This is a genomic window from Candidatus Halobonum tyrrellensis G22 (genome assembly GCF_000495475.1).
GTDB lineage: Archaea > Halobacteriota > Halobacteria > Halobacteriales > Haloferacaceae > Halobonum > Halobonum tyrrellense.
Genome location: NZ_ASGZ01000028.1, coordinates 44,338 through 66,242, shown reverse-complemented (window position 1 = coordinate 66,242; position 21,905 = coordinate 44,338). Strand labels below are relative to the sequence as shown.

General features: G+C 69.5%; 22 protein-coding genes. 11 read left to right on the top strand and 11 right to left on the bottom strand.

The genetic code is table 11. The features are described from left to right. Positions 1-181 precede the first annotated feature (181 nt). Complete coding sequence (locus tag K933_RS08370) at positions 182-472, top strand: PadR family transcriptional regulator (RefSeq protein WP_023394279.1); 291 nt, start codon at positions 182-184, stop codon at positions 470-472. Between the two features lie 57 nt (positions 473-529). On the opposite strand, the gene K933_RS08365 is transcribed toward K933_RS08370, so the two are convergent. After that, a complete protein-coding gene (locus K933_RS08365) occupies positions 530-1,711 on the bottom strand; it encodes an AI-2E family transporter (protein WP_049947710.1) in 1,182 nt (393 codons plus the stop codon). 107 nt (positions 1,712-1,818) lie between these two features. Between K933_RS08365 and K933_RS08360 the strand changes: the two genes are divergently transcribed. Together K933_RS08360 and K933_RS08355 are read left to right on the top strand one after the other, a co-directional pair. After that, positions 1,819-3,120 carry an MgtC/SapB family protein gene (locus K933_RS08360; RefSeq protein WP_080509236.1) on the top strand — a complete coding sequence of 434 codons (1,302 nt, stop codon included), beginning with the start codon at positions 1,819-1,821 and terminating at the stop codon, positions 3,118-3,120. Positions 3,121-3,225: 105 nt separating this feature from the next. Then, positions 3,226-4,575, top strand: a complete 1,350-nt coding sequence (locus K933_RS08355; protein WP_023394276.1) for a class-III pyridoxal-phosphate-dependent aminotransferase — start codon at positions 3,226-3,228, stop codon at positions 4,573-4,575. A 51-nt stretch (positions 4,576-4,626) separates the two neighbouring features. Here K933_RS08355 and K933_RS08350 read toward each other — a convergent pair whose 3' ends face one another. Continuing rightward, a complete protein-coding gene (locus tag K933_RS08350) occupies positions 4,627-4,995 on the bottom strand; it encodes a hypothetical protein (RefSeq protein ID WP_152529781.1) in 369 nt (122 codons plus the stop codon). A 216-nt stretch (positions 4,996-5,211) separates the two neighbouring features. Further along, on the bottom strand, positions 5,212-5,532 hold the full coding sequence (locus K933_RS08345) for a hypothetical protein (protein ID WP_023394274.1): 321 nt from the start codon (positions 5,530-5,532) through the stop codon (positions 5,212-5,214). A 159-nt stretch (positions 5,533-5,691) separates the two neighbouring features. Between K933_RS08345 and K933_RS08340 the strand changes: the two genes are divergently transcribed. The 3 genes from K933_RS08340 to K933_RS08335 all read left to right on the top strand — a co-directional run bounded on the left by K933_RS08340 (position 5,692) and on the right by K933_RS08335 (position 7,490). Beyond that, positions 5,692-6,615: an A/G-specific adenine glycosylase gene (locus K933_RS08340; RefSeq protein ID WP_023394273.1), complete on the top strand. Its 924-nt coding sequence runs from the start codon at positions 5,692-5,694 to the stop codon at positions 6,613-6,615. A gap of 83 nt (positions 6,616-6,698) precedes the next feature. Further along, positions 6,699-6,845, top strand: a complete 147-nt coding sequence (locus K933_RS18680; RefSeq protein ID WP_023394272.1) for a DUF7563 family protein — start codon at positions 6,699-6,701, stop codon at positions 6,843-6,845. Between the two features lie 99 nt (positions 6,846-6,944). After that, positions 6,945-7,490 carry an SHOCT domain-containing protein gene (locus K933_RS08335; protein WP_023394271.1) on the top strand — a complete coding sequence of 182 codons (546 nt, stop codon included), beginning with the start codon at positions 6,945-6,947 and terminating at the stop codon, positions 7,488-7,490. Positions 7,491-7,545: 55 nt separating this feature from the next. On the opposite strand, the gene K933_RS08330 is transcribed toward K933_RS08335, so the two are convergent. After that, a complete protein-coding gene (locus K933_RS08330) occupies positions 7,546-8,262 on the bottom strand; it encodes an SDR family NAD(P)-dependent oxidoreductase (RefSeq protein WP_023394270.1) in 717 nt (238 codons plus the stop codon). 122 nt (positions 8,263-8,384) lie between these two features. On the opposite strand from K933_RS08330, the gene K933_RS18675 reads away from it, so the two are divergent. Then, a complete protein-coding gene (locus K933_RS18675; protein ID WP_023394269.1) occupies positions 8,385-8,543 on the top strand; it encodes a hypothetical protein in 159 nt (52 codons plus the stop codon). Between the two features lie 67 nt (positions 8,544-8,610). Here the strand turns inward: K933_RS18675 and K933_RS08325 are convergent, their stop codons facing one another. Continuing rightward, a complete protein-coding gene (locus tag K933_RS08325) occupies positions 8,611-9,573 on the bottom strand; it encodes an alcohol dehydrogenase catalytic domain-containing protein (protein WP_023394268.1) in 963 nt (320 codons plus the stop codon). 144 nt (positions 9,574-9,717) lie between these two features. On the opposite strand from K933_RS08325, the gene K933_RS08320 reads away from it, so the two are divergent. Beyond that, a complete protein-coding gene (locus tag K933_RS08320) occupies positions 9,718-9,960 on the top strand; it encodes a hypothetical protein (RefSeq protein ID WP_023394267.1) in 243 nt (80 codons plus the stop codon). Between the two features lie 97 nt (positions 9,961-10,057). On the opposite strand, the gene K933_RS08315 is transcribed toward K933_RS08320, so the two are convergent. The 6 genes from K933_RS08315 to K933_RS08290 all read right to left on the bottom strand — a co-directional run bounded on the left by K933_RS08315 (position 10,058) and on the right by K933_RS08290 (position 17,838). Continuing rightward, the gene (locus tag K933_RS08315; protein WP_023394266.1) at positions 10,058-11,242 is read right to left on the bottom strand and encodes an ABC transporter ATP-binding protein; all 1,185 of its coding nucleotides are present in this window, start codon (positions 11,240-11,242) and stop codon (positions 10,058-10,060) included. Further along, on the bottom strand, positions 11,235-12,275 hold the full coding sequence (locus K933_RS08310) for an ABC transporter ATP-binding protein (protein ID WP_023394265.1): 1,041 nt from the start codon (positions 12,273-12,275) through the stop codon (positions 11,235-11,237). Before K933_RS08310 ends, K933_RS08315 begins: the two co-directional genes overlap by 8 nt. An 82-nt stretch (positions 12,276-12,357) precedes the next feature. Beyond that, complete coding sequence (locus K933_RS08305; protein WP_023394264.1) at positions 12,358-13,335, bottom strand: ABC transporter permease; 978 nt, start codon at positions 13,333-13,335, stop codon at positions 12,358-12,360. Between the two features lie 28 nt (positions 13,336-13,363). After that, positions 13,364-14,341, bottom strand: a complete 978-nt coding sequence (locus K933_RS08300) for an ABC transporter permease (protein ID WP_023394263.1) — start codon at positions 14,339-14,341, stop codon at positions 13,364-13,366. 21 nt (positions 14,342-14,362) lie between these two features. Next, a complete protein-coding gene (locus tag K933_RS08295; protein ID WP_023394262.1) occupies positions 14,363-16,081 on the bottom strand; it encodes an ABC transporter substrate-binding protein in 1,719 nt (572 codons plus the stop codon). 179 nt (positions 16,082-16,260) lie between these two features. Further along, positions 16,261-17,838: a metallopeptidase TldD-related protein gene (locus K933_RS08290; RefSeq protein ID WP_023394261.1), complete on the bottom strand. Its 1,578-nt coding sequence runs from the start codon at positions 17,836-17,838 to the stop codon at positions 16,261-16,263. A gap of 132 nt (positions 17,839-17,970) precedes the next feature. Here K933_RS08290 and K933_RS08285 point away from each other — a divergent pair, with 132 nt between their 5' ends. From K933_RS08285 to sucD, 3 genes are all read left to right on the top strand, one after another. Beyond that, positions 17,971-19,347 carry a M28 family peptidase gene (locus tag K933_RS08285; protein WP_023394260.1) on the top strand — a complete coding sequence of 459 codons (1,377 nt, stop codon included), beginning with the start codon at positions 17,971-17,973 and terminating at the stop codon, positions 19,345-19,347. A 180-nt stretch (positions 19,348-19,527) separates the two neighbouring features. Continuing rightward, complete coding sequence (gene sucC / locus K933_RS08280) at positions 19,528-20,670, top strand: ADP-forming succinate--CoA ligase subunit beta (protein WP_023394259.1); 1,143 nt, start codon at positions 19,528-19,530, stop codon at positions 20,668-20,670. Continuing rightward, positions 20,667-21,536: a succinate--CoA ligase subunit alpha gene (gene sucD / locus K933_RS08275; RefSeq protein WP_023394258.1), complete on the top strand. Its 870-nt coding sequence runs from the start codon at positions 20,667-20,669 to the stop codon at positions 21,534-21,536. The genes sucC and sucD overlap by 4 nt, the downstream gene beginning before the upstream one ends. Positions 21,537-21,905 lie beyond the last annotated feature (369 nt).

Below are 21,905 nucleotides of genomic sequence, written 5' to 3'. Positions count from 1 at the left end.
GTACGTTCGACTGACCCGCCAGTGTCGTCCGACCAACAGTACCGTTCGGCGGTACCTCCCAAACGGGTTATATCTCGCCCGTCGGGCGAACGCAGGCCGTGCCCCCCGAATCCACGGTCGTTCGCGCCGAGGACGACATCTTTATTTCGATCCGACAATAACTACACCTCGGACATTACCGATGTACGACCTAACCGGGTTCCAACGCGACCTCCTCTACGTCATCGGTGGGCAAGAGGAGCCACACGGACTCGCCATCAAGGACGAACTGGAGAACTACTACGAGAAGGAGATCCACCACGGTCGGCTGTACCCCAACCTCGACACGTTGGTCGACAAGGGGCTGGTGGAGAAGGGCCAGCGCGACCGGCGGACCAACTACTACACCCTGACCCGCCGCGGTCGCCGCGAGATCGACGCGCGCCGCGAGTGGGAGGACGGCTACGTCGACGTGGAAACCGACGCCGACTGACGGGCCGCGTCGGCGCCGAATCGGAGGAACCGGGTCCGGACGGCCACCCCCGCCGGTTCACTCCTCGCTCGCCTCCCCGTCCGGGTCCGGGTTCCGACCCGGGTCGGGGAGGAACGGTCCCTCGTGGGTGAAGTGGGAGGGGTCGACCGCGTACGGTCGGATCGGCGTCCCCTCGACGAGTTCGGGGAGGACGACCCGCACGAAGTGGACGACGAGGACCAGGAGCATCGGCATGAGGAAGATGCCGTACCAGCCGAACAGCAGCGGTCCCAGCGTGTACGCCAACATCACCGCGCCGACGTGGAGCGACCGACCGGAGACGTACGGCCGGAGCACCAGGTCGGGGATGGTGTCGACGACGAGAAACGAGACGACGACGAACAGCGCGACGAACCACAGCGTCGCGCCCGTACCCATCACCACGGTCCTGACGGCCATGAACGCCGCGACGGGGACGTAGACGAGTTTCATGCCGACGATCGGTATCAGGCTCGCCACGCCCGCGAGTAGGCCGACCAGCGCGGCGGCGGGAATGGCCGAGTCGGGCGGCGCGACGACGTTGAGCAGCGAGTAGCTGATCACCCCGATGGTACCGGTGACGATGGCGTTGAGGATGTTGCCGAAGAAGATGTTGCGGTAGTCGTTGTCGACGGCGAGACCGTACGCCTCGAGCACGCCGTCGTGGTCGGCGAACCGGGCGGTGAGATACCGGCTCAGCCGCGCGCCGTCGCGGAGCAGGTAGAACGCGAGCGCGAGCATCACGAACAGGTGGAGCAGCGCCGTGCCGAAGAACGCCACCGCGCCGAACGCGCCCGACAGCGAGTTCGAGACGCCGTCGAGCACCTCCGAGGTGAGATACCGGCTCCAGTCGACCGCGAGCAGTCGCTCGGGGTTCGAGAGGGTGGCGACCAGTTCCGGCGTGACGCCCGGGAGCCGCGTCGGGTCGAACACGCCGTTGTCGGTCAGCGCCGTGACCTGCGCGGCGACGATGAGCAGCGCGTACGCCACCAACACCAACGCCGGGAGCGCGAGCGCGAAGATGGCGACGGCGGCGGCGACGCTCGGCTGGGGGATCCGCCGCCGGATCCGCCGGTAGACGGGCCGGGTGGCGTAGTAGATGAAGAAGCCGAAGACGAACGTCCCGACGAACGAGTAGAGGACGTAGACGACGGCGACGGCGAGTGCGAGCCCGAGCGCCCACCACGCCGCACGCGAGCGGTTCACGCGAGGGAGGGACATACCGTCTACGGACCGGGCACCGACAAAAACCTACCGTGGGCGCTCGCCCGCCGACAGGACCGTGACCCGCAAGCCCGATAGTTAAATAGCCCTATTGAGTACGCAATATCTCGACCGTGGTCCCGCTCCAGCCGGCCCAGAGCACCCTCGTCGACGCCCCCCTCTCGGAGCCGGTGGTCCGGCTGGTGCTCGCGGCGCTTTTGGGGCTGTTCATGGGGCTCGAACGCGAGTGGTCGCGGAAGTCGGCGGGCATCCGGACGTTCTCGCTGACGAGCCTGGTCGCCGCGGTGTTCACCCACCTCGCCGAACGGGAGTTCCTCGGGGAGGCGTTACTCGCCGTCGGGGCCGTACTCGTCGTCGTCCAGGGGGCGCTACTCGCCGTCCGGGGGCTGCGCGACGAGGCGGAGGAGCCGTCGCTGTCGCTCACCACGTCCGTCTCGCTGCTCGCGGCGTACGGGGTGGGGGCGCTCGTCGCCGCGGGGTTCGTCCTCGAAGGGGTGACCGTCGCGTTCGTCTCGGCGGCGCTTCTGGTGTTGAAGCGGGAACTCCACTCGTTCGCGGGGAACCTCTCGCGGGCGGAGATACGGTCGACGACGGAGTTCGCCATCCTCGCGTTCGTCGTCTACCCGGTCCTCCCGGCGGGCGAGCGGACGGTGTACGGCGTGCCGTTCGAGCCGCGGGTGGCGTGGCTGATGGTCGTGACCGTCGCCGGCATCGGCATCGTCAACTACGCGCTGGTCCGCGGCTACGGCGGCCGCGGCATCGCGGTGACGGGGTTCTTCGGCGGGCTGGCCTCCTCGACGGCGGTGGTCGGGACGATGCTCGACCACGTCTCCCGGCGCGAGGACGCGGTGTCGTACGCGGTGGCCGCCATCCTGCTGGCGGACGCCGCGATGGCGGTGCGCAACCTCGCCATCGCGCTCGCCTTTACGCTCGGGTCGTCGGCCCCCCTCCTCGGGGTGGTGGTGCCGCTGGGAACCATCGTACTCGCCGGGTTCGCGGTGGCGGCGGTGAGCGCCGACTGGCGCGAACACGTCGACGTGGAGTTGGAGTCGCCGTTCTCGCTGCGGAACGCGCTGGCGTTCGGGTCGGTGTTCCTGCTCATCCTCACGGGGAGCACGCTCGCGCAAGCCTCGTTCGGCACCGCGGGACTGTACGTCTCGGGTGCGCTCTCGGGGCTGGTGTCGTCGGCGGGCGCGACCACCTCGGCGGTCCTGCTCTACCGGGGCGGCACCATCGACGAGACGGCGGCCGTGGTCGTCGTGCTCCTGGCGACGGCGTCGAGCGTGATAGTCAAGGCGGTACTGGCCGCGGCGGGACCGAGCGCGTTCGCCCGCCGGGTCGCCGGGTGGAGCGTACTCGTGCTCGCCGTCTCGGGCGTACTCACCGGGCTGGCGACGATGCTGTGACGGCGGCGGGAGACGACGCGACCGGACCGCGAGAACGTGAGCCGGCCGACAGGTCGTGTGGAGTCTCACCACGGAGTTTATTTGGGGGGGTTCCCTCCGATTGATATGAACCGGGACACCGCCGAGCCCGACGTGTCGCTCATGCCGGGCGAACGCGCGCGAGAGTGGGCGCAACACCACCGCGACGTCGCCGCCACCTCCACGTACGTCTACGACTTCGTCTGGGACATCACCGAGGACGCGGAGGGGCCGTTCGTGACCGACGTCGACGGCAACGTCCTGCTCGACTTCACCTCCCACGTCGCGGCGGCGCCGCTGGGGTACAACAACCCGAAGGTGATGGACCGGCTGGCGGAGTTCGACATGGTCGACCCGCTCAAGATCGCCGGTCAGGACTTCTACGTCTCCGACGGGTCGCCGCCCGGCGAGTCGACGTTCCCCGGGCCGACCGAACTGATGTACCGGCTGACCGACCTCACCGACCACTACGGACTCGACACCGTCTTCCTCTGTAACTCCGGCGCGGAGGCGGTGGAGAACGCGATCAAGATCTGCTACGACGACACCGGCGGCGGGAAGTACGGGGTGACGTTCGACGGCGGGTTCCACGGGCGGACGCTCGGGGCGCTCTCGCTCAACCGCTCGAAGTCGGTGTACCGGAGCGAGTTCCCCGAGATTTCGGGGATCGACGACGTGCCGTTCTGCGACGACGCGGGCTGTGACCCCGCGTCGTGTTCGTGCGGCTTCTTCGTCGACGGCGGCGAGACGTCGGTGCTCAGACGGAAGCTCGACTCCGAACACGGCCACGTCGACCCCGAGGAACTGTCGTACATCATCATCGAACCCGTCCAGGGCGAGGGCGGCTACCGCTTCCCCTCGGATGCGTTCATGGAGGAGGTGGCGTCGGTGTGTGCCGACTACGACATCAACCTGATCGCCGACGAGATACAGGCGGGACTCGGTCGGACCGGCGAGATGTGGGCGTCCGATCACTACGCGATCGAACCCGACGTGATCACCGTCGCGAAGGGGGCGCGCGTCGGCGCGACCATCGCGAACGAGGGGACGTTCCCCGACGAGAAGGCGCGGCTCTCGTCGACGTGGGGAGCGGGCGACGTCGTCTCGTCGATGCTCGGCGTGTTCACCCTCGAAGCCATCGAGGAGTACGACCTCATGGCGAACGCGGTGGCGCGCGGCCGGCAGTTCAAGGAGACGCTCCGGGACGCCGACCCCGCGAACGTCGAGGAGATTCGCGGGAAGGGTCTGCTGCTCGGCGTCGAGTTCGACTCGAAACGGCGCCGCGACGACGTCCAACACGCCGCGCTCCGCTCGGGGCTGCTCACGCTCGCGTGCGGGTACAAGGTGCTCCGCCTGCTCCCGCCGCTCGACGCGACCGAACGCGAGATAGATATCGGCGCGACCATGCTCCTCGACGCCATCGAAGAGGCCGCCTGAGCGGTCGCCGGTCGGTCTCCCGGGCGCTCGCGCGTTCGGCTCCCTCGTCACTCACTCCGAGCGGGGAGCGGTCAGACGGCGCGTCAAGAGGAGGACGAGTCCGACGAGACAGGCCGCCGCCGCGGCGAACGTGACCGCCGGCACCGACGTGAAGAGCCGGAGTCGGACCGCACCGTACACCGCGCCGAGCGACGCGTACGCGGCGAGCAGTAGCGCCGCCGGTCGGGACCACCCCGTCCGGAGCGAGTGGGCGCCGACCACGACGGCGAGACAGCCCCCGCCGACGAGGGTAGCGAGGACGACCAGGCCGTAGCCGGCCGCCGGGCCACCCCCTCCGGAGGGCGGGTCGACCGCGAACGCGGCGACGAGCGTCACCCCGACGGCGACAGCTGTTAGTCCCGGAATCCGCCGACCGTTCATACCGGGAGCCGTCTCTCGCTTCCCCGTTAGGTGTTCGTGTGGTCGTAGGCTCGTCCGGTGCGGTGCGGCGCAGGTCGCTACGCAGACCACCGCGAGCGAGCCAGCCGCTAGGCTGGCGAGCGAGCGGCTCTTTTGATCGTGAACGGGTTTTGGCGGGGGTCGACGAGCGAGCGCGGCGAAGCCGCGCGAGCGAGGAGGCCCCCGCCAAAAGTGGTTCTACATCTGATACCGCCGGTCGTCGTCCCGCTGGGGGTACTGGTCCTGCCCGGTCATCTCGTCGTACGTCATCCCCGAGAGGTACTCGTCGTACGTCACGTCGAACCCCTCCCGGAGGTGAAAGTCCAGGTCCCCGGTGTCGACCGTCTGCCGGAACAGCGCGTGGATTCCCCGGCGGAACAGTTCGCCGCGGTCGCCGTCGAACGCCGCGAGCAGGAGCGCGAGTTCGTTCCGCGTCTCGCGGTCGAGTTCGACGTCGACCTCGTCGTCCATCTCGCCGTACGCCGACGTCATCGCCGCTTCGAGGTCGTCGAGTCCCACGGCGGGGGAAACGCCGGCCGAGGGATACCGATTACGCTCCGAGCGGTCGAGCGGGCGCGACCGTCGGGCACGCGACACCGCCGCGGGGTGGGCCACACCGGAGGCCGCTCCGACTCGCGAAGCGTCAGCGCTTTTCCGCCGGACGCGAAGGGGTAGCCGATGAGCGACCAGTCCGACCACCTCCCCGCCGACGCGGACCTCGGACGGGTACGCGAGGCGCTCGTGGAGTGGTACGAGGCGGGCCACCGCGAGTTCCCGTGGCGGCGGACCGACGACGCCTACCGGATCCTCGTCTCGGAGGTGATGAGCCAGCAGACCCAGTTGTCGCGCGTCGAGGAGGCGTACGCGGACTTCCTCGACCGGTGGCCGACGGTCGCGGATCTGGCGGCCGCCGACCGGGGCGAGGTGGTCGCGTTCTGGTCGGACCACTCGCTGGGGTACAACAACCGCGCGACGTACCTCCACGAGGCGGCCGGGCAGGTGGTCGACGAGTACGGCGGGGAGTTCCCCGACTCGCCCGCCGAACTGGAGGAGTTGATGGGCGTCGGCCCGTACACCGCGAACGCGGTGGCGTCGTTCGCGTTCGACAACGGGAACGCGGTCGTCGACACCAACGTGAAACGCGTACTCTACCGCGCGATTGCGGAGATCCGTAATACGGAGGATCCACCGTACGAAGAGATCGCGAACGCGCTCATGCCATCCGGAGAGTCCCGAATCTGGAACAATGCGATTATGGAGTTGGGAGGAGTCGCTTGTCAGAAAACCCCTCGGTGTGACGAGGAGGGGTGTCCGTGGCGCGAGTGGTGTCACGCGTACCAGACCGGTGACTTCACCGCGCCCGACGTGCCCACGCAGCCGAGTTTCGAGGGGTCGCGCCGGCAGTTCCGCGGCCGGGTGGTCCGAGCGCTCGGCGAGTACGACGAACTGCCGCTGTCGAAACTCGGCCCGCGGGTCCGCGTCGACTACGGCGGCGATACCGGCGAGGCGTGGCTCCGCGAGTTGGTGGCCGACCTGGCGGACGACGGCCTGGTCGACGCCGAGGAACGCGACGGCGAGACGCACGTCCGGTTGACGCGGTGAGCACACCGGGTCGACATGGTGGTCGCCTCACACTCCGTCGACGGACCGGAAGCGGTTTACGTCGCTCGTCCTCCCCCGGGAACATGCCCACCTGCCGGAACTGCGAGTCGTTCGTAACCGAGCGCTACGTGAAAGTGTTCGAACCGGAGGGGATCACCCGCCCGCGGGCGTGCCCCCACTGCGAGGACATGGTCCGCCGCGGCAAGGACGTCCGCCCGAAGAAGAACTGACGCCGAACGGAGACGGGTCCGCACGAACCGCTGTCGCCGGCGGCGCGTCCACCGGTCGCACCCGAACAGTTTTACCGGGAGACACGACAGTTCGTCCCGATGGTCGGTCCCTCCACCCCCTCTACCGCCCGGAGCGTCCACCGCCTCGTCGAACACTACACGCCGCAGGGAACCGTGGGTCGCCTCCTCTTGGGCGTCGTCGCCCTCGGCGTCTCGCCGGTGTTGATCCTCGGCGCCGCCGCCGGGATGAGCGGGCCCCTCTCGCTGTTTCCGTTCCTCGTGGGCCTGCTGGCGCTCGTCGGCGGGGTCGTCACCGCCGTCGTCGGCGTGCTGACGCTGTGGCCCGTCTACCTCTCGCTCATCGGCAACGTCGACTCGGCCGCCGACTACATGAACGGGACGGGAAGGAGCGCGAGCGCGAACGGGAGTCGGGTCGCGGCCGCGTCCGCCGGGTCCGAGCCGGCGTCGGACGAAGCGGACCTCGACGCCGAGGAACTCCTGAAGCGCCGGTACGCCGCGGGCGACCTCTCGCGGGAGGAGTTCGAACGCCGCCTCGACACGCTGCTCGACCGCGACGGACGACGCGCCGCCGGTGGACGCGGGGAGGGGCGGCGCGAGCGGGAACGCGAACCCGAACGCGAGTGAGACGGCGGCGGCGGGCCGGACGGCGGGTCGGACCGCGACCCGGGACTCGGCGGGGTCACGCCTCGCCGTAGACGGGAACGGCGGCCCCGCTGGTCGGCGCGGCGGCGTCCGAACAGAGGAACTGCATCACGCGCGCCACCTCGGCGGGGTCGACCCAGTCGTCGCTCGGGTCCATCATCTCCCGGTTTGCCGGCGTGTCGAGCACCGACGGCATGACGCAGTTGGCGCGGACGCGCCCCCGGTTCTCCGCGGCGACCGACTCCGTGAGGATGCGCACCCCGGCCTTCGTCGCGCGGTAGAGCGCGTCGCCCTCGCCGCCCTCCAGCCCCGACCGCGCCGACACCGAGACGACGGCGCCCCCGGCGTCGCTCTCGCGGAGGTGGGCCAGCGCGTGTTTCGTCGCGAGGAAGGCGGTCCGGAGGTTGACGCCGAACAGGAGGTCGAACTGGTCGGCGTCCGTCTCGTCGACGGGGTCGCCCCCGCGCCACGTCCCCGCGACGTTGATCAGGTAGTCCAGCCCGCCGTGCTCGGAGACGACCGCATCGACCGTCTCGCTCACCGCCGTCTCGTCGGTGAAGTCCGCCCGGTAGAACGAGACGGCGTCGTGGGCGTCGGGGTCCAACAGCGAGTCGTCGCCGTCGGCGTCGACCACGTCGCAGGCTGCGACGGTCGCGCCCGCCGCCGCGAACTCCGCGACGGTCGCGCTCCCGAGCGCGCCGCAGGCACCGGTCACCAGCGCCACCTCGCCGGTCGCGTCGAACTGAGCGTCCATGCGTACCCGTGGGTATCGGTACCGAGCGCCACAAACCTACCGCCGGAGTTGCGACCGACGAGCGACGACGCGCTCGTTCGTGTAGCCGGCGTGATGAGAACCCCCCGGACTGCGGCGTCGTGATGGAGGCGACGAGCCACAAGACCACCTACAGCGGCGACGGCATCCGCGTGGACACCGACGGCGGTCTGCTTGGCGCGTTCGACCACGAGGGACGGTGCGTCGAGTCGGTCGTCCGTCCCGACTGCGGGCTGGTACGCTTTTACGCCGCGACCGAGTGACCCGCCCGCGGGTCCGGGCGGGGCGCCGGAGCGTTCCAGCCGCCGCGTGCCGGCCCGTCCCACCGCCTCAGGGTTCGAGCACCAACTTCCCGAGGAAGCTCTCCGAGAGCACGTCCCGCTGGGCGGTCGGCGCGTCGACCAACTCGTAGCTGCGCGCCACCTCGATCTCGAACGCGCCGTCGGCCCACAGCCGCGCGACCGACTCCAGCGGGTCGGCGAGCCGCGGCGTGTTGAACATCGACATCAGCGTGAGTTGGAAGTCCTTCGCGCGGGCGCCCGGCGAGTTCTCGATGCCGATGGCGGACTCCCGTTCGCCGATGCCGACGACGCGCGCGCCGGTCGCGGCCACCTCGGCGTCGAAGCCGAGGTAGTCGTCGAGGCGGTGGTCGAGCACCACGTCGACGCCGCCGCCCGCGGCGTCGCGGACCGCCGACGCGAGGTCCGACCGGCCGTAGTCGAGCACCGCGTCCGCACCCAGGTCGGCCACCCGGTCGTGGTACTCGGGGGCGGCGGTCGTCACCACGCGCGCGCCCGCCGCGGCGGCTATCTGGACGGCGGCGTGGCCGACGCCGCCCGACCCGCCGTGGACCAACACCGACTCCGCCGGCCGGAGGGCCGCGTGGTCGACCAGCGCGCGCCAGGCGGTCACCGCGGCGACGCCCGCCCCGCCGGCGGCCACGAGGTCGATACCGTCGTCGAGGACCGCGACCCGGTCGGCGGGCGCGACGACGTACTCGGCGTAGCCGCCGGGACCGTCCTGACCGAGACCGGTGGCGAACACGTGGTCGTCCTCCGCGATGCCGTCGACTTTGCTCCCGGTGCCGGCCACCACGCCCGCGGCGTCGACGCCCGGCACCATCGGCAGGTCGTACGGCTCGTACGACCCCTCGCGGTAGTAGGTGTCGACCGGGTTGACGCCCGCCGCCGCCACCTCGATCACCACTTCGTCCGGGTCGGCCTTGGGTCGGCCGAACTCCGCTACGTCCAACACGTCCGGACCGCCGTGCTCGCTGAAGCGTACCGCTCTCATTCGACGGAGGGTCGCAGGGAGGAGGCATAAACCCCGGAGGGACCGGTATCGAGCGCGTAATCCAGATCGACCCGACCGCTGGACGGTCGGTCGGTCGCGTCGGCGGGGGCGAAGGTTGATACGCGTTCTCGTGAACGGTGGGGTATGCGGAAGCTCCGAACCCCGACCCGCGGGTGGGCGAAGGTGACGCTCGGCGTCTCGCTACTCTTTGCCGTCGGCGCGTTCGGCTACTTCGCGCTCGCGGGCGCGCCGGTCAACGGGGCGATACTCGGCGCGATCATCGTCGTCGCCGGGGTGTGGGAGTACCGTCGGAAACTCCGAGACGAGATCGTCGCCGAGAAGTTCGAGGCGGAGGCCGAGCAGAACCGCCGCCGCGGCCGGCAGTGACCTGAGAACTGACGCCGGGCGCGGAGTCAGACGACTCGGGACCCGCGGGCCACGCGGGCCGACTGGCCCGCGCGCGAGAACGGCCGGAGCGGCGGCGTCAGTCGTCGCCCGGCGCCCGCGCCGACCCATCGGAATCGGCGTCCGCGTCCGCGGTGCCGACCTCCGCGTACGGGTCGAACCCCTCGGCGCTCTCGTAGAGGTGACACGCCACCTCGCGGCCGCCCTCGACGTCGGCCTTCCGCTCTAATCGCGGAGTCACTTGGTCGCAGACCGGACCGATGTGCTCCTCACACCGGCCCTTGAACCGACAGCCCGAGGGGACGTTGATCGCGTCGCCCACTTCACCCTCCAGTTCGACCCGTTCGCGCTGCGAGTGGGGGTCGGGCACCGGCACCGCGTCGATCAGCGAGCGGGTGTAGGGGTGTTTGGGGTTCGTGATGATCTCCTCGGTCGGTCCCTGCTCGACGATCTTCCCCATGTACATGATCGCGATCCGGTCGCACATGTGCCTGAGAAGCGAGAGGTCGTGGCTGATGTACACCACCGAGAGCCCGAACTCGTCGGTCATCCGCTCGAGAAGCGAGAGCACGCCCGCCCGGAGGCTCACGTCGAGCATCGACACCGGCTCGTCGGCGACGATGAAGTCGGGGTCGATGACGAGCGCGCGCGCGATGGCGAGCCGCTGGCGCTGCCCGCCCGACAGTTCGTGGGGGTACTGGTCGAAGAACTGGTCGGGCGGCCGCAGCCCCGCGAACTCCAGTGCGCGCCGGACCCGCGCGCGCTGGTTCGGCCGGTCGTGGATGCGGAGGGGTTCGACGACGGTGTCGTACACCGTCATCTGGGGGTTGAGACTCTCGAAGGGGTCCTGGAAGATCATCTGGGCGTTCTGCCGGAACGTCGACAGATCCTTGCCCGTCTTGTTCGCGATGTCGTCGCCGTCGTAGTAGATGCTCCCGTCGGTGGGTTCGTACAGCTTCGCCAACGACATCCCCGTGGTCGTCTTCCCGCAGCCCGACTCGCCCGCGATGCCGAACGTCTCGCCCGCCCGGAGTTCGAACGAGACGCCGTCGACGGCGTGGACCATCTTCGAGTCCTCGCCGCGGATCGTGTTCATCAGGTCGCTGACCAGCCCGCTGTCGACCGGGAAGTGCTTCTTCAGCCCGTCGACGCGGACGAGCACGTCGTCGTCCGTGCTCGCGTCCGCGCGCTCGCCGGTCGGGTCGGCGCCCGTCTCGGTGCCGCCGTCGGTGTGAACGTCAGTCTCGGTGTCTCTGTCAGTCATCTGCGAGCCCCCTGTCGTCGGCCGCGTCGGTGTTCTGCCACGTCTCCGCCCGGTCGGCGACCGGTCTGAGCTGCGTGTCGATGTCGTCGACGTGGTGACAGTACGACCGGAGCCCGCCCACCTCGACCTCCGGCGGGTCCTCCCGTGAACAGACCTCGGTCGCCATCGGGCAGCGCTCGGCGAACCGGCAGCCGGTCGGCGGGTCGTGCAGATCCGGCGGGTGGCCGCCGATGCTCACGAGGTCCTGGTCGGCCTCGCGGATGTTCGGGAACGCGCTCTTCAGTCCCAGCGTGTACGGGTGGTACGGTTCGTCGAAGATGGCCGCGGCGGGTCCCTCCTCCGCGATCTCGCCGGCGTACATCACGACGACCCGGTCGCACGTCTCGGCGACGACGGCCACGTCGTGGGTGATCACCATCATCGACGCGCTCGACGCCTCCTGGATCTCGTTGATCCGCTTGAGGATCTGGTCTTGCATGATCACGTCGAGCGCCGTCGTCGGCTCGTCCGCCAGGATCAGCGACGGTTCGAGCACGAGCGACATCGCGATCATCGCGCGCTGGCGCATCCCGCCGGAGAACTGGTGGGGGTAGTCGGTCTGGCGCTCCCGGTCGAGCCCCACGAGGTCGAACATCTCGTCGATCCGCTCTTGGGACTTCGTCCGACTCCAGTTGTGGTGCGCCTCGATCGCTTCGAGGATCTGCTGGCGGATCGTGTACACCGGGTCGAGCGCGTTCATCGCCGACTGGGCGATCATCGATATCTCGTCCCAGCGGAGTTCCCGCCGGCGGCGTTCGGGCGCCTCGGTGAGGTCCTCGCCGCGGAAGCGGATCTCGCCGCCCGCGATGTAGCCGTTCTGCGGGAGGATGCCGATCAGCGCCTTCGCGAGCGTGCTCTTGCCGCAGCCCGACTCGCCGACGATCCCGAGGTTCTCGCCCTCCTCGATCTCGAAGCTGACGCCGTCGACCGCCTTCACCGCGCCCTCGGCGGTGTCGTAGTACACCTTGAGGTCTTCGACTTCGAGCATCGCCATCAGCGACCCACCCCCGTCGGGCGGTCGGGCGCGGTCCCGGCGGCCGCGGCGGGCGTCGTGACCGCCGCGCGCGTCGGAACGCTCACTGTTCCACCTGCAGTTCGGGGTTGACGATCTCCTCGTAGCCGCGGCCGATCAGGAAGCCGCTGATCACGACGAGCGCGATACAGACGCCCGGCGGCACGAACCACCACCACGTCCCCTCGGTCATCGCGCTGTAGACGCGCGCGCCCTGGAGCATCACGCCCCACGAGACGCTGTTGGGGTCGCCCAGCCCGAGGAACGACACCCCGGCCTCCGTCAGGATCGCCCACGCGATCGCGAACGCGCCGTAGAGGAACGCCATCGGGAGCACGTTCGGCGCGATGTGTCGCGAGAGGATCCGCCAGTTGCTCGCGCCCGACACGCGGGCGGCCTTGACGAACGCGCGTTCGCGCAGCGACAACACGAGCGCGCGGATCACCCGCGCGGAGGTGCGCCACTGCAACAGCACGAACGCGAGGATGATGCTGTCGAGACCCGCTCCGAGCACGGTCACCAAGACGATCACCGTCGGGAGCAGCGGCAGCCCGTAGACGAAGTCGACCAGCCGCATCAGGAAGTCGTCGACGTAGCCGCCGTAGTAGCCCGCGGTCAGCCCCACCATGGTGCCGATGCCGACGGTCATCACCGCGGCGACGAACCCCACGAGCAGCGCCGGTCGGGCGCCGTACACCAGTTGGCTGAAGATGTCGTACCCCTGGGCGGTGGTGCCGAGCAGAAAGTCGCCCTCGCCGCCGAGGAACGACGGCTCGATCCACTTGGCGATCAGCCCGCTTTCGGTGTACATCCGTTCGAGCGGGTCGTGCGGGGCGACGACGGGCGCGACGAACGCGAGCAGGATGAACCCCCCGAGGATCGCCATCGCGGCGACCACCAGGCTGTCGTCGGTCAGGAGTCGCCACTGTTCGGACAGCGTCGACCGCCAGAGGCGGAGGTTGCGCCGCCACGCGCTGAACTCCTCGTCCGATTCGTACTCCTCGACGTCCGCGAATATCGACCGTTCGTGTTTCTGACTCATCTCGTTGTCACCTCGATCACCTCGCTCGTCATTCGTACGTCACCCGCGGGTCGAGGACCCCGTACAGCAGGTCCGCGACGAAGTTCATCAGCACCACCGACAGCGCGAGGACGAGGAACGTCCCCTGCGCCACCGGGTAGTCGCGGCGCATCACCGCGCGGATCATCTCCCGACCGATGCCGGGCCAGCCGAACACCGTCTCGATCAGGACGCTCCCGCCGATGGCGAACCCCACGGCGATCGCCGCCGCCGTGAGCACGGGGAGCATCGCGTTGCGGGCGGCGTGTCTGAACATGATCGCCCGCTCGGAGAGCCCCTTCGCGCGACAGATGTCGATGAAGTCCTCCGAGAGGGTTTCGAGCATGCTGTTGCGCATGATCAACAGCGGGTAGCCCATGTAGTAGAACGCGAGCACCAGCATCGGCGCGACCAAGTGGTGGAGGAAGTCGAGCGACGTGACCATGTCGACGAAGCCCTCGGGTTCGGTGCCGATGCTCGTCATGCCGCTCAGCGGGATCACCCCGAACGTCGCGCCGAACACCCAGATGACGAGGATGCCGACCCAGAAGCTCGGGATGCTCCGCCCGACCAGCGCCGTGACGACCGTGCTCTTCTCGAAGCGCGACCCGCGGTACCAGCCGGTGAGCACGCCCAGCGTGACGCCGACGGCGTACGCGAGCACGAACGCCGACAGCATCAACACCAGCGTGTTCGGCAGGTACGTCGCCAGTATCTCCGACACCTCGGAGTTGGTGTTGAACGACCGCCCGAGGTCGAGCGTCGCGAGGTTCTCGATGTACCGGAGGTACTGGACCCACAGCGGGTCGTTGAGCCCGTAGCTCTCGATGATGCGCTGTCGCACCTCCGGGGTCATCTGCGGCGAGACGATGTACGACGTGGGGTCGCCCGGCATCAGCCGGAACAGCATGAACAGCGCCGTCGCCACGGCCCAGAGGGTGACGACCAACTGCGCCGTCCGCCGTACGAAGAAGTTGAGTTTGCCCATGTGTGAGGGTCCTCCGTTAGCTCACTCCGGGAAGTGCGCCATCCCGTCGTCGTCGAAGGTGTAGCCCGCCTCCTCCATCAGACCGCGGCCCACCTCGACGCCGTTCTCCTCTTGGTACTTCGGGACCTCCGGGTTGCTGTAGTCGCCGAACGACTCGCCGACCAGGTTCCACCCCTGCGTGGCGAACCCGTACAGCAGTTGCTCGTTGATCACCTGCTTGGGGATGGAGTGGACCGCGGCGCGGCGGACGACGGGGTCGTCGAGACCCCCCTGCCGCGTGTTCTGGCTCAGGTGCCACCAGCCGTCGCCCGGCGGCGCCAGCACCGTGATCTGGTCTTCGCTCTGGTTGTCGCTCAGCTGTTTGCCGATCCGGGTGAACGGCAGGTAGTTGAGCGTGCCGTCGAGCAGCAGCGACCAGACGGTCGAACTCTCGGGGATGATCCGCCAGATGCGGCGGTCGTAGTTCACCGTGTTCCAGTGGTCGTCGTTTCTCACCAGGCTGAGTTCGCTCCCCTGGTCCCAGTAGTCGAACATCAGCGGACCCGAGCCGACGGGTTCGGTGACCGAGACGTTCGTCGGGTCGCTCCGCTCCGACCAGATGTGCTGGGGGACGATCGGGATCTGATTCGAGAACGTCTGGTGGACCGGCCCCACCGGGTTCGAGAAGTTGACCTGGACCCACTGGCCGTCGACTTCGACGGAGTCGTACATCTCCCACTGGGTCGCGTACAGCGGGACCTGGTTCTCCTTGATGTAGTCGAGCGTGAACTTGACGTCCTCGGGGGTGACGTCCTCGCCGTCGTGCCAGGTGTGACCCTCGCGGATCTGGTAGCGAACCGTCGTCTCGTCGGGGCTCTCCCACGACGTGGCGAGGCTGAGGTCCGCGTCGGGTTCGAGGTTGGAGTTGTTCCGCACCAGTTTGTCGTACAGCATCTCGAACTGGTGGATCAGTTTCGTCTCGTTGTTGTACCCGAGCACGTTCAGCGTGCCCAGCGTCTCCGACCACGACCCCCGGAGTTCGCCGTGGTCGGCGGTCACCTCGACGTTCGTCTGCGGCTCCATGTGGTAGAAGCCGACGAGGTGCTCGGTCCAGTTGCTCACCTGGTTGTTGTTGAACGCGAGCGGGTTCGGCATCTGGACGATCGGGTGCATCGGCACGTCCTCGTTGATCACCGACTGGATCTCGTGGAGCATGTCGACGCGCGCCGACCGGTCGCCCTCCTGCAGTTGGTTCATCAGGACCGGGTCGAGGTCCTCGTTGGTGTAGCCCGTGAAGTTCCCCTGGCCGGGGTCGGTGTTCGACGAGTGGAACTGCTCGGGCATCCGGGTGCCCGGGTACAGTCCCAGCCCGCGGCTCCACGTCGTAAAGCCGAAGTCGAACTCCTGGGTCGCCCGCTCGTAGAGCGTCCCCCACTCGAACACCTCGACGCCCACGTCGAGACCAAGCTGGTTGAGCCGCTCGCCGATCAGGTTGATCGCGTCGTGACGCGCCGCGTTGTAGTTCGCGGGGTTGTTGAGGTAGGTGTACGTCGGGAGCGCCTCGCCCGCGCCGCCGGCCGAGGCCTCCGTCCCGTCACCGCTCTCGGTCGTCGATCCGCTGCCGTCCTCCTCCGTCGTCGCCGCGGGCGTCGTGTCGCTCTCGCCGGAACAGCCCGCGAGGGCCGTCGTCCCGACGACTGTACCACCCGCGACGGTTCGTAGGAAGCGGCGCCGTGTCGAGTCGTTGCGTGGCTCTTTCATTAGGCATGCTGTCGATATACATTCGTCTATAAAACTGTACCGACGCTACGTGGTAGCGTATCGAGAACTCGTAAGTTAATGGTTCTTCGAGGAAATGCCTGCCGGGAGCTCGACGCTCGTTCAGGAACGATAACACGATCGGCACGGGAGCGGGGGGGACCGACCCCCCGTTTATCACGTCAACCGCGGACCACGAGCGGGAGTCGGACCGCCGGAGCGGTGACGGCGAACGGGAGTCGGGTCTTGTGCTTCTCGCAGGTTCCGGTGAGCGTGCGTCTGGTTCCGCCGAGCGTCGCCGCTCGCAGGTCGGCGGGCGCGAACGTCAGGTCGACGCCGGTCACGCGCGCCGCGCGGTCGCCCCCGTCGAGGAGGTACCCCTCGTCGACCGGCAGGTGGAGGCTCTGGTCGTCGGCCTCGTCGGCGAACTCCGCGGGGGTCGACTCGGCGATGTCCTTCGCGTACAGCGGGCTGGGCGGCATCGTGCTCGCGCGCTTCGTCCGGGTCGCCTCGTTGCCGAACCGGGGCGTCCCCAACCGTTCGACGTAGAGGTCCGCGTCCGCGCGGAGTGCGGTCTCGCTCGCCCCGCCCGCCGCCACGTCGAGGTGGCGGGCGTGGATCCGCGGCGGGCCGTCGAACCCGAGCGCCGGGAGCAGGTGGCCCGCGGGGTGTGTCTCCTCCTCGATGGCGGTGGAGACGTCGTGGAGGCGCGAGCGGACGACGCCGTCGTCGACCAGCGACACCGGCTGGGTGGGTCGCGGCTCCGCGTCGTACGCGCGGGCGGCCCACGACCCCGGCGGGACCGCGTCGGCGACCGACAGCGACTCCGGGCCGAGTCGGTCGCCGACGTCGACCGGACTCGACCCGAAGTACGCGAGGTCGGTCTCGAAGTAGTGCGAGAGGTGATGGAGGAGTTCGCCCGCCGCCAGCGGTCCTAGCACCACGTCCGCCCGGCCGCCGCCCGCGAGCGGCGACGCGTCGAGAGCCACCTCGTCGGCCGCGGCCGCCTCGCGCGTCCGCGAGGCGAGGTCGGCGAACCGGTCGGCGAGCGAGTCGAGGAAGCGTTCGCCGGTCGTCGCGCCGTCGTGGCGGTGGAGCGTCGGCCCGCCCGCGGGGACGACCGTCGTCTCGACGGACGCGCGGTCGAGCGTGGTCCGCACCGCCGAACCGGTCGTGGTGGACACGAGCGTCTCGACGCGTTCGTCGCGGAGCGTCGCCCGCGACCGGTCGAGGTCCACGTCGACCCCGTCGAACGCGTCCGCGAGCGCGGTCCGAACCCGCTCAGCCCGCGCGTCGGCCGGGACCGCGCGTCCCTCGCCGTCGTCCGCCGCCTCCCCGTCACCCACCGCTCGGCCGTCGTCTACCGCTTCGCGGTCGTCCGTGTCGCCCCCGTCGGTGGTCCCCCGTCCGTTTGACTCCCCCCACCCGGGGTGGGTCGCGCGGTGGACCGTCCCCCAGTCGTACGACGCGGGCGTCGACTGGTCGAGCATCCGCGCCGAACGGAGCGACCGGGCGATCACCTCTTCGACGTGGTCGTCGTCGAGCGTCGTCACGTACCGGTAGTCGGCGGCGCCGTCGGCGAACAGCCGCCACCAGACGCCCGTCTCGCGGAGGTCGTTCGCGCTCCGGACGCGCCCGTCGGCGACGACGGCGTCCGCGACCCGCCGGTCGACGCCGCCGACCGCCGCGTACGCCACGTCGTCGTCGGTCTCCAGTCGCTCCAGTACCGCCTCGCTCGCGTCGATGACCGCCTCGTCCATACCCCGGGTGGTGGGTCCCGGGGTATAACTATCGCCCGATCGTCCGTTTCCTTTCGACTGCCCGAAACGTTCGTCGCCTTCCGCTAACCAAATACCCATGTGCGTCGTTCCGAATCCGGAGAGTAGCCGAAGATGACGACACTCTCACCCGACACCGTCGGCGACGCGTACACCAGCACCCACTCGTGGGACCTCCTCCGTGACCTGGTCGACATCGACAACCGGATGGCCGGCCAGGAGGGCGAGGCCGAGGCGGCCGAACTCGTCCGGGAGGCGTTCGAGGCGAACGGCCTGCGGGAGGCGCAAGTCGAGGAGTTCCCGATTCCGGGCTGGTGGCGGGGGCCGTGTTCGCTGACCGTCGACCCCGGCCGGGTCCACACGTTCGACGCCTCCCACGAGATACTCGAACTCCCGGGAACGCCGAGCGGCGAGGTCACCGCCGAGGTGGTCGACGTGGGCCACGGCCTGCCCGAGGACTTCGAGGACGCCGACCTGGAGGGGAGTATCGTGATGGCGTCGAGCGACACGCCCGACGACTACGGCCGGTGGATCCACCGCGCCGAGAAGTACGGCGCGGCGGCGAAGGCGGGCGCGGACGCGTTCCTCTTCCGCAACCACATCGAGGGCTGTCTCCCCCCGACGGGGAGCATCGGCGACGACGACGGGCCGGGGCCGATCCCGGCGGTCGGCGTCTCGAAGGAGGTGGGCGACCGACTGGTGCGCTACTGCGCCGACGGGACGGTCGAGGCGGACCTCTCGGTCGACTGCCGGAACGAACCCACCCAGTCGCGGAACGTCGAGGCCGTCGTCGGTCCCGACACCGACGAGGAGGTGCTCGTGACCGCCCACGTCGACGCCCACGACATCGCGGAGGGCGCGAACGACAACGGCGCCGGCACCGTCCTCGTCTCGGAGGTTGGACGCCTGCTCGCGGGGATCGAAGACGACCTGGAGACCCGGGTGCGCCTGCTCGTGTTCGGCGCCGAGGAGGTGGGGCTGTTCGGGGCGTACGAGTGGGTCGATAGCCACGACGCGGAGGACGTAAAGTGCATCGTCAACATCGACGGCGCGGGCTACTCGCGGAACCTCGACGTGTACACCCACGGGTTCGAGGCGATCGGCGACGCGTTCCGCGAGGCGAGCGACGAACTCGCGGTGCCCATCTCCGTCCAGTCGGATATCCGCCCCCACTCCGACCACTGGCCGTTCGTCCAGGAGGGGATCGCGGGCGCGCAGGCGCGGTCGCTGTCGGACACCTCGGGCCGCGGGTGGGGCCACACCCACGGCGACACGCTCGACAAACTCGACCTGCGGGACTTCCGCGACCTCGCGGTGGGGCTGACCGCCGGCGTGGTCAAACTGGCCGAGGCCGACCGCGAGGTCGAACACGCGTCGGTCGAGGCGGTCCGCGACGCGACCGTCGAACAGGGGTACGAGGAGGGGATGCGCAACACCGGCGGCTGGCCGTTCGGCCACCTCGACGACGACGAGACCGCGGGCGTCGAGTAGCCGACTTCGCCGCGGTCTCGCGGTGCGGTCACCGCACGTCGGACCGCGTCGACGGCCCGCCGCACGCCGACCGCGACGGCCCGTCACGGCCCCCGCCGCGACCGCGCGGTGGGGTGGGGCGTGTCCGCACGTTTCGGTACTACTAATTCCTCCACGGCGGAACGGACGCGTGAGTCACCAATGAAACTCCACGAGTACCAGGCGAAGGAGATCTTCGCCGACGCCGGGATCCCGGTGCCGGACTCGCGGCTCGCGTCCACCGTCGACGAGGTCATGGACGCGGTCGACGAGATCGGCTACCCGGCGGCGATCAAAGCGCAGGTACACGTCGGCGGACGCGGGAAGGCCGGCGGTATCAAGATCGCCGAGGACGACCAGCAGGCCCGGCAGTACGCCGACGAGATCCTCGGGATGGACCTCAAGGGGTACACCGTCGACGAGGTCCTCGTCGAGGCCGGCGTCGACTTCGAGAACGAACTGTACGTCGGGGTCACGATGGACCGCGGCGAGGGCGAACCCGTCGCGATGGTGTCGACCGAGGGCGGCGTCGACATCGAGGAGGTCGCCTCCGAGACGCCCGACGCCATCGCCCGCGAGCACATCGACCCCGCGTTCGGCCTCCACCCCTACCAGGCGCGCGGCGTCGTCTACGAGGCGGGCGTCGACCGCGAGTACGCCAACGACGTGGCGTCGATCCTCACGTCGTTGTACGACCTGTTCGAGGAGCGCGACGCCTCGGAGATCGAGGTCAACCCGGTGATGATCACGGCCGACGGCGACGTGGTCGCCGCCGACGCCGTGATGAACATCGACGACGACGCGCTGTTCCGCCAGCCCGATCTGGCGGAGATGGAGGACGAGGCGGCCGAGGACGACCTCGAAGCCAAGGCGAACGACTACGGCTTCGACTACGTGCGGCTGTCGGGTAACGTCGGCATCATCGGCAACGGCGCCGGCCTGGTGATGACGACGCTCGACCTGGTCGACCACTACGGCGGCGAACCCGCCAACTTCCTCGACATCGGCGGCGGCGCGAAGGCCGAGCGGGTGGCCAACGCGCTCGACATGGTGTTCTCCGACGAGAACGTCGACTCGGTCGTGTTCAACATCTTCGGCGGCATCACGCGCGGCGACGAGGTGGCGAAGGGGATCAACGAGGCGCTCGGACGGTTCGACGAGATCCCCAAGCCGGTGGTCGTCCGCCTCGCCGGGACGAACGCCGAGGAGGGGATGGAGATCCTGAACGCCGACCTCGTGCAGGTCGAGTCCACGCTGGAGGACGCGGTCCAGCGCGCGGTCGAGAACGCGGAGGGTAACCAATGAGCATTCTAGTCGACGAGAACACCCGCGTCGTGGTGCAGGGCATCACGGGCGGGGAAGGGAAGTTCCACGCGGGGCAGATGATCGACTACGGGACCAACGTCGTCGCGGGCGCGGTGCCCGGCAAGGGCGGTCAGGAGGTCCACGGCGTCCCCGTCTACGACACGGTTCGGGAGGCCGCACGCGAGGAGGACGCCGACGCCTCCGTCGTGTTCGTGCCGCCGGCGTTCGCGGCGGACGCCGTCTTCGAGTCGCTCGACTCGCCAGTCGACCTCGTGGTCGCGATCACCGAGGGGATCCCCACCCAGGACATGGCGAAGGTGAACAAGCGGCTCTCGGAGGTCGACACCCGCCTCATCGGGCCGAACTGCCCCGGGATCATCACCCCCGGCGAGACCAAACTCGGCATCCTGCCGGGCAACATCTTCGAGTCCGGCGACGTGGGACTGGTCTCGCGGTCGGGCACCCTCACGTATCAGGTCGTCTCGAACCTGACCGAACGCGGCATCGGCCAGACCACCGCGGTCGGCATCGGCGGCGACCCGATCATCGGGACGTCGTTCGTCGACGCCCTCGAACTGTTCGAGGAGGACCCCGACACCGAGGCGGTCGTGATGTGCGGCGAGATCGGCGGCGAGGACGAGGAGCAGGCCGCCAAGTACATCTCCCAGAACATGGACACGCCCGTCGCGGGGTTCATCGCCGGTCGCACCGCGCCGCCGGGCAAGCGGATGGGTCACGCGGGCGCCATCGTCTCCGGGTCGGGGACGGGCACCGCGGAGTCGAAGATCGAGGCGCTCAACGACGCGGGCGTCCCGGTGGGCGACACGCCCAGCGAGGTCGCCGAACACGTCGAGGGCTTCCTCTAAAAAGCCCTCCTCGCGCGCCGGCTCTGCCGGCGCGCTCGTCGCCCTTTTTATGTCCGCCAGGGGGAGCCGACGTGCGCCGAGCGGTGCGAGCGTGGGGACGGGTTCGAGTTCGTACGTAGACGAGCGAGCGCGCTCGTCGCTCATTTTATCCCACCGGAGGGAGCCGACGTGCGCCGAGCGACGCGTGTCTCTCGTCGCGTTCACTGCGGGGTGAGCGTTCGGCGAGCGGCGAGGGGCCGAATCGGGCGCTCCACGCTCCGGTGGACGGCCGGATCGGACGGAACCGCCGAGTCAGCGCGTTCTTCGTTCGCTCCCGCTCACCGGAGGCCGGCGTACACCGAGCGCTGCGAACGGGTGGACGGTGCCGCG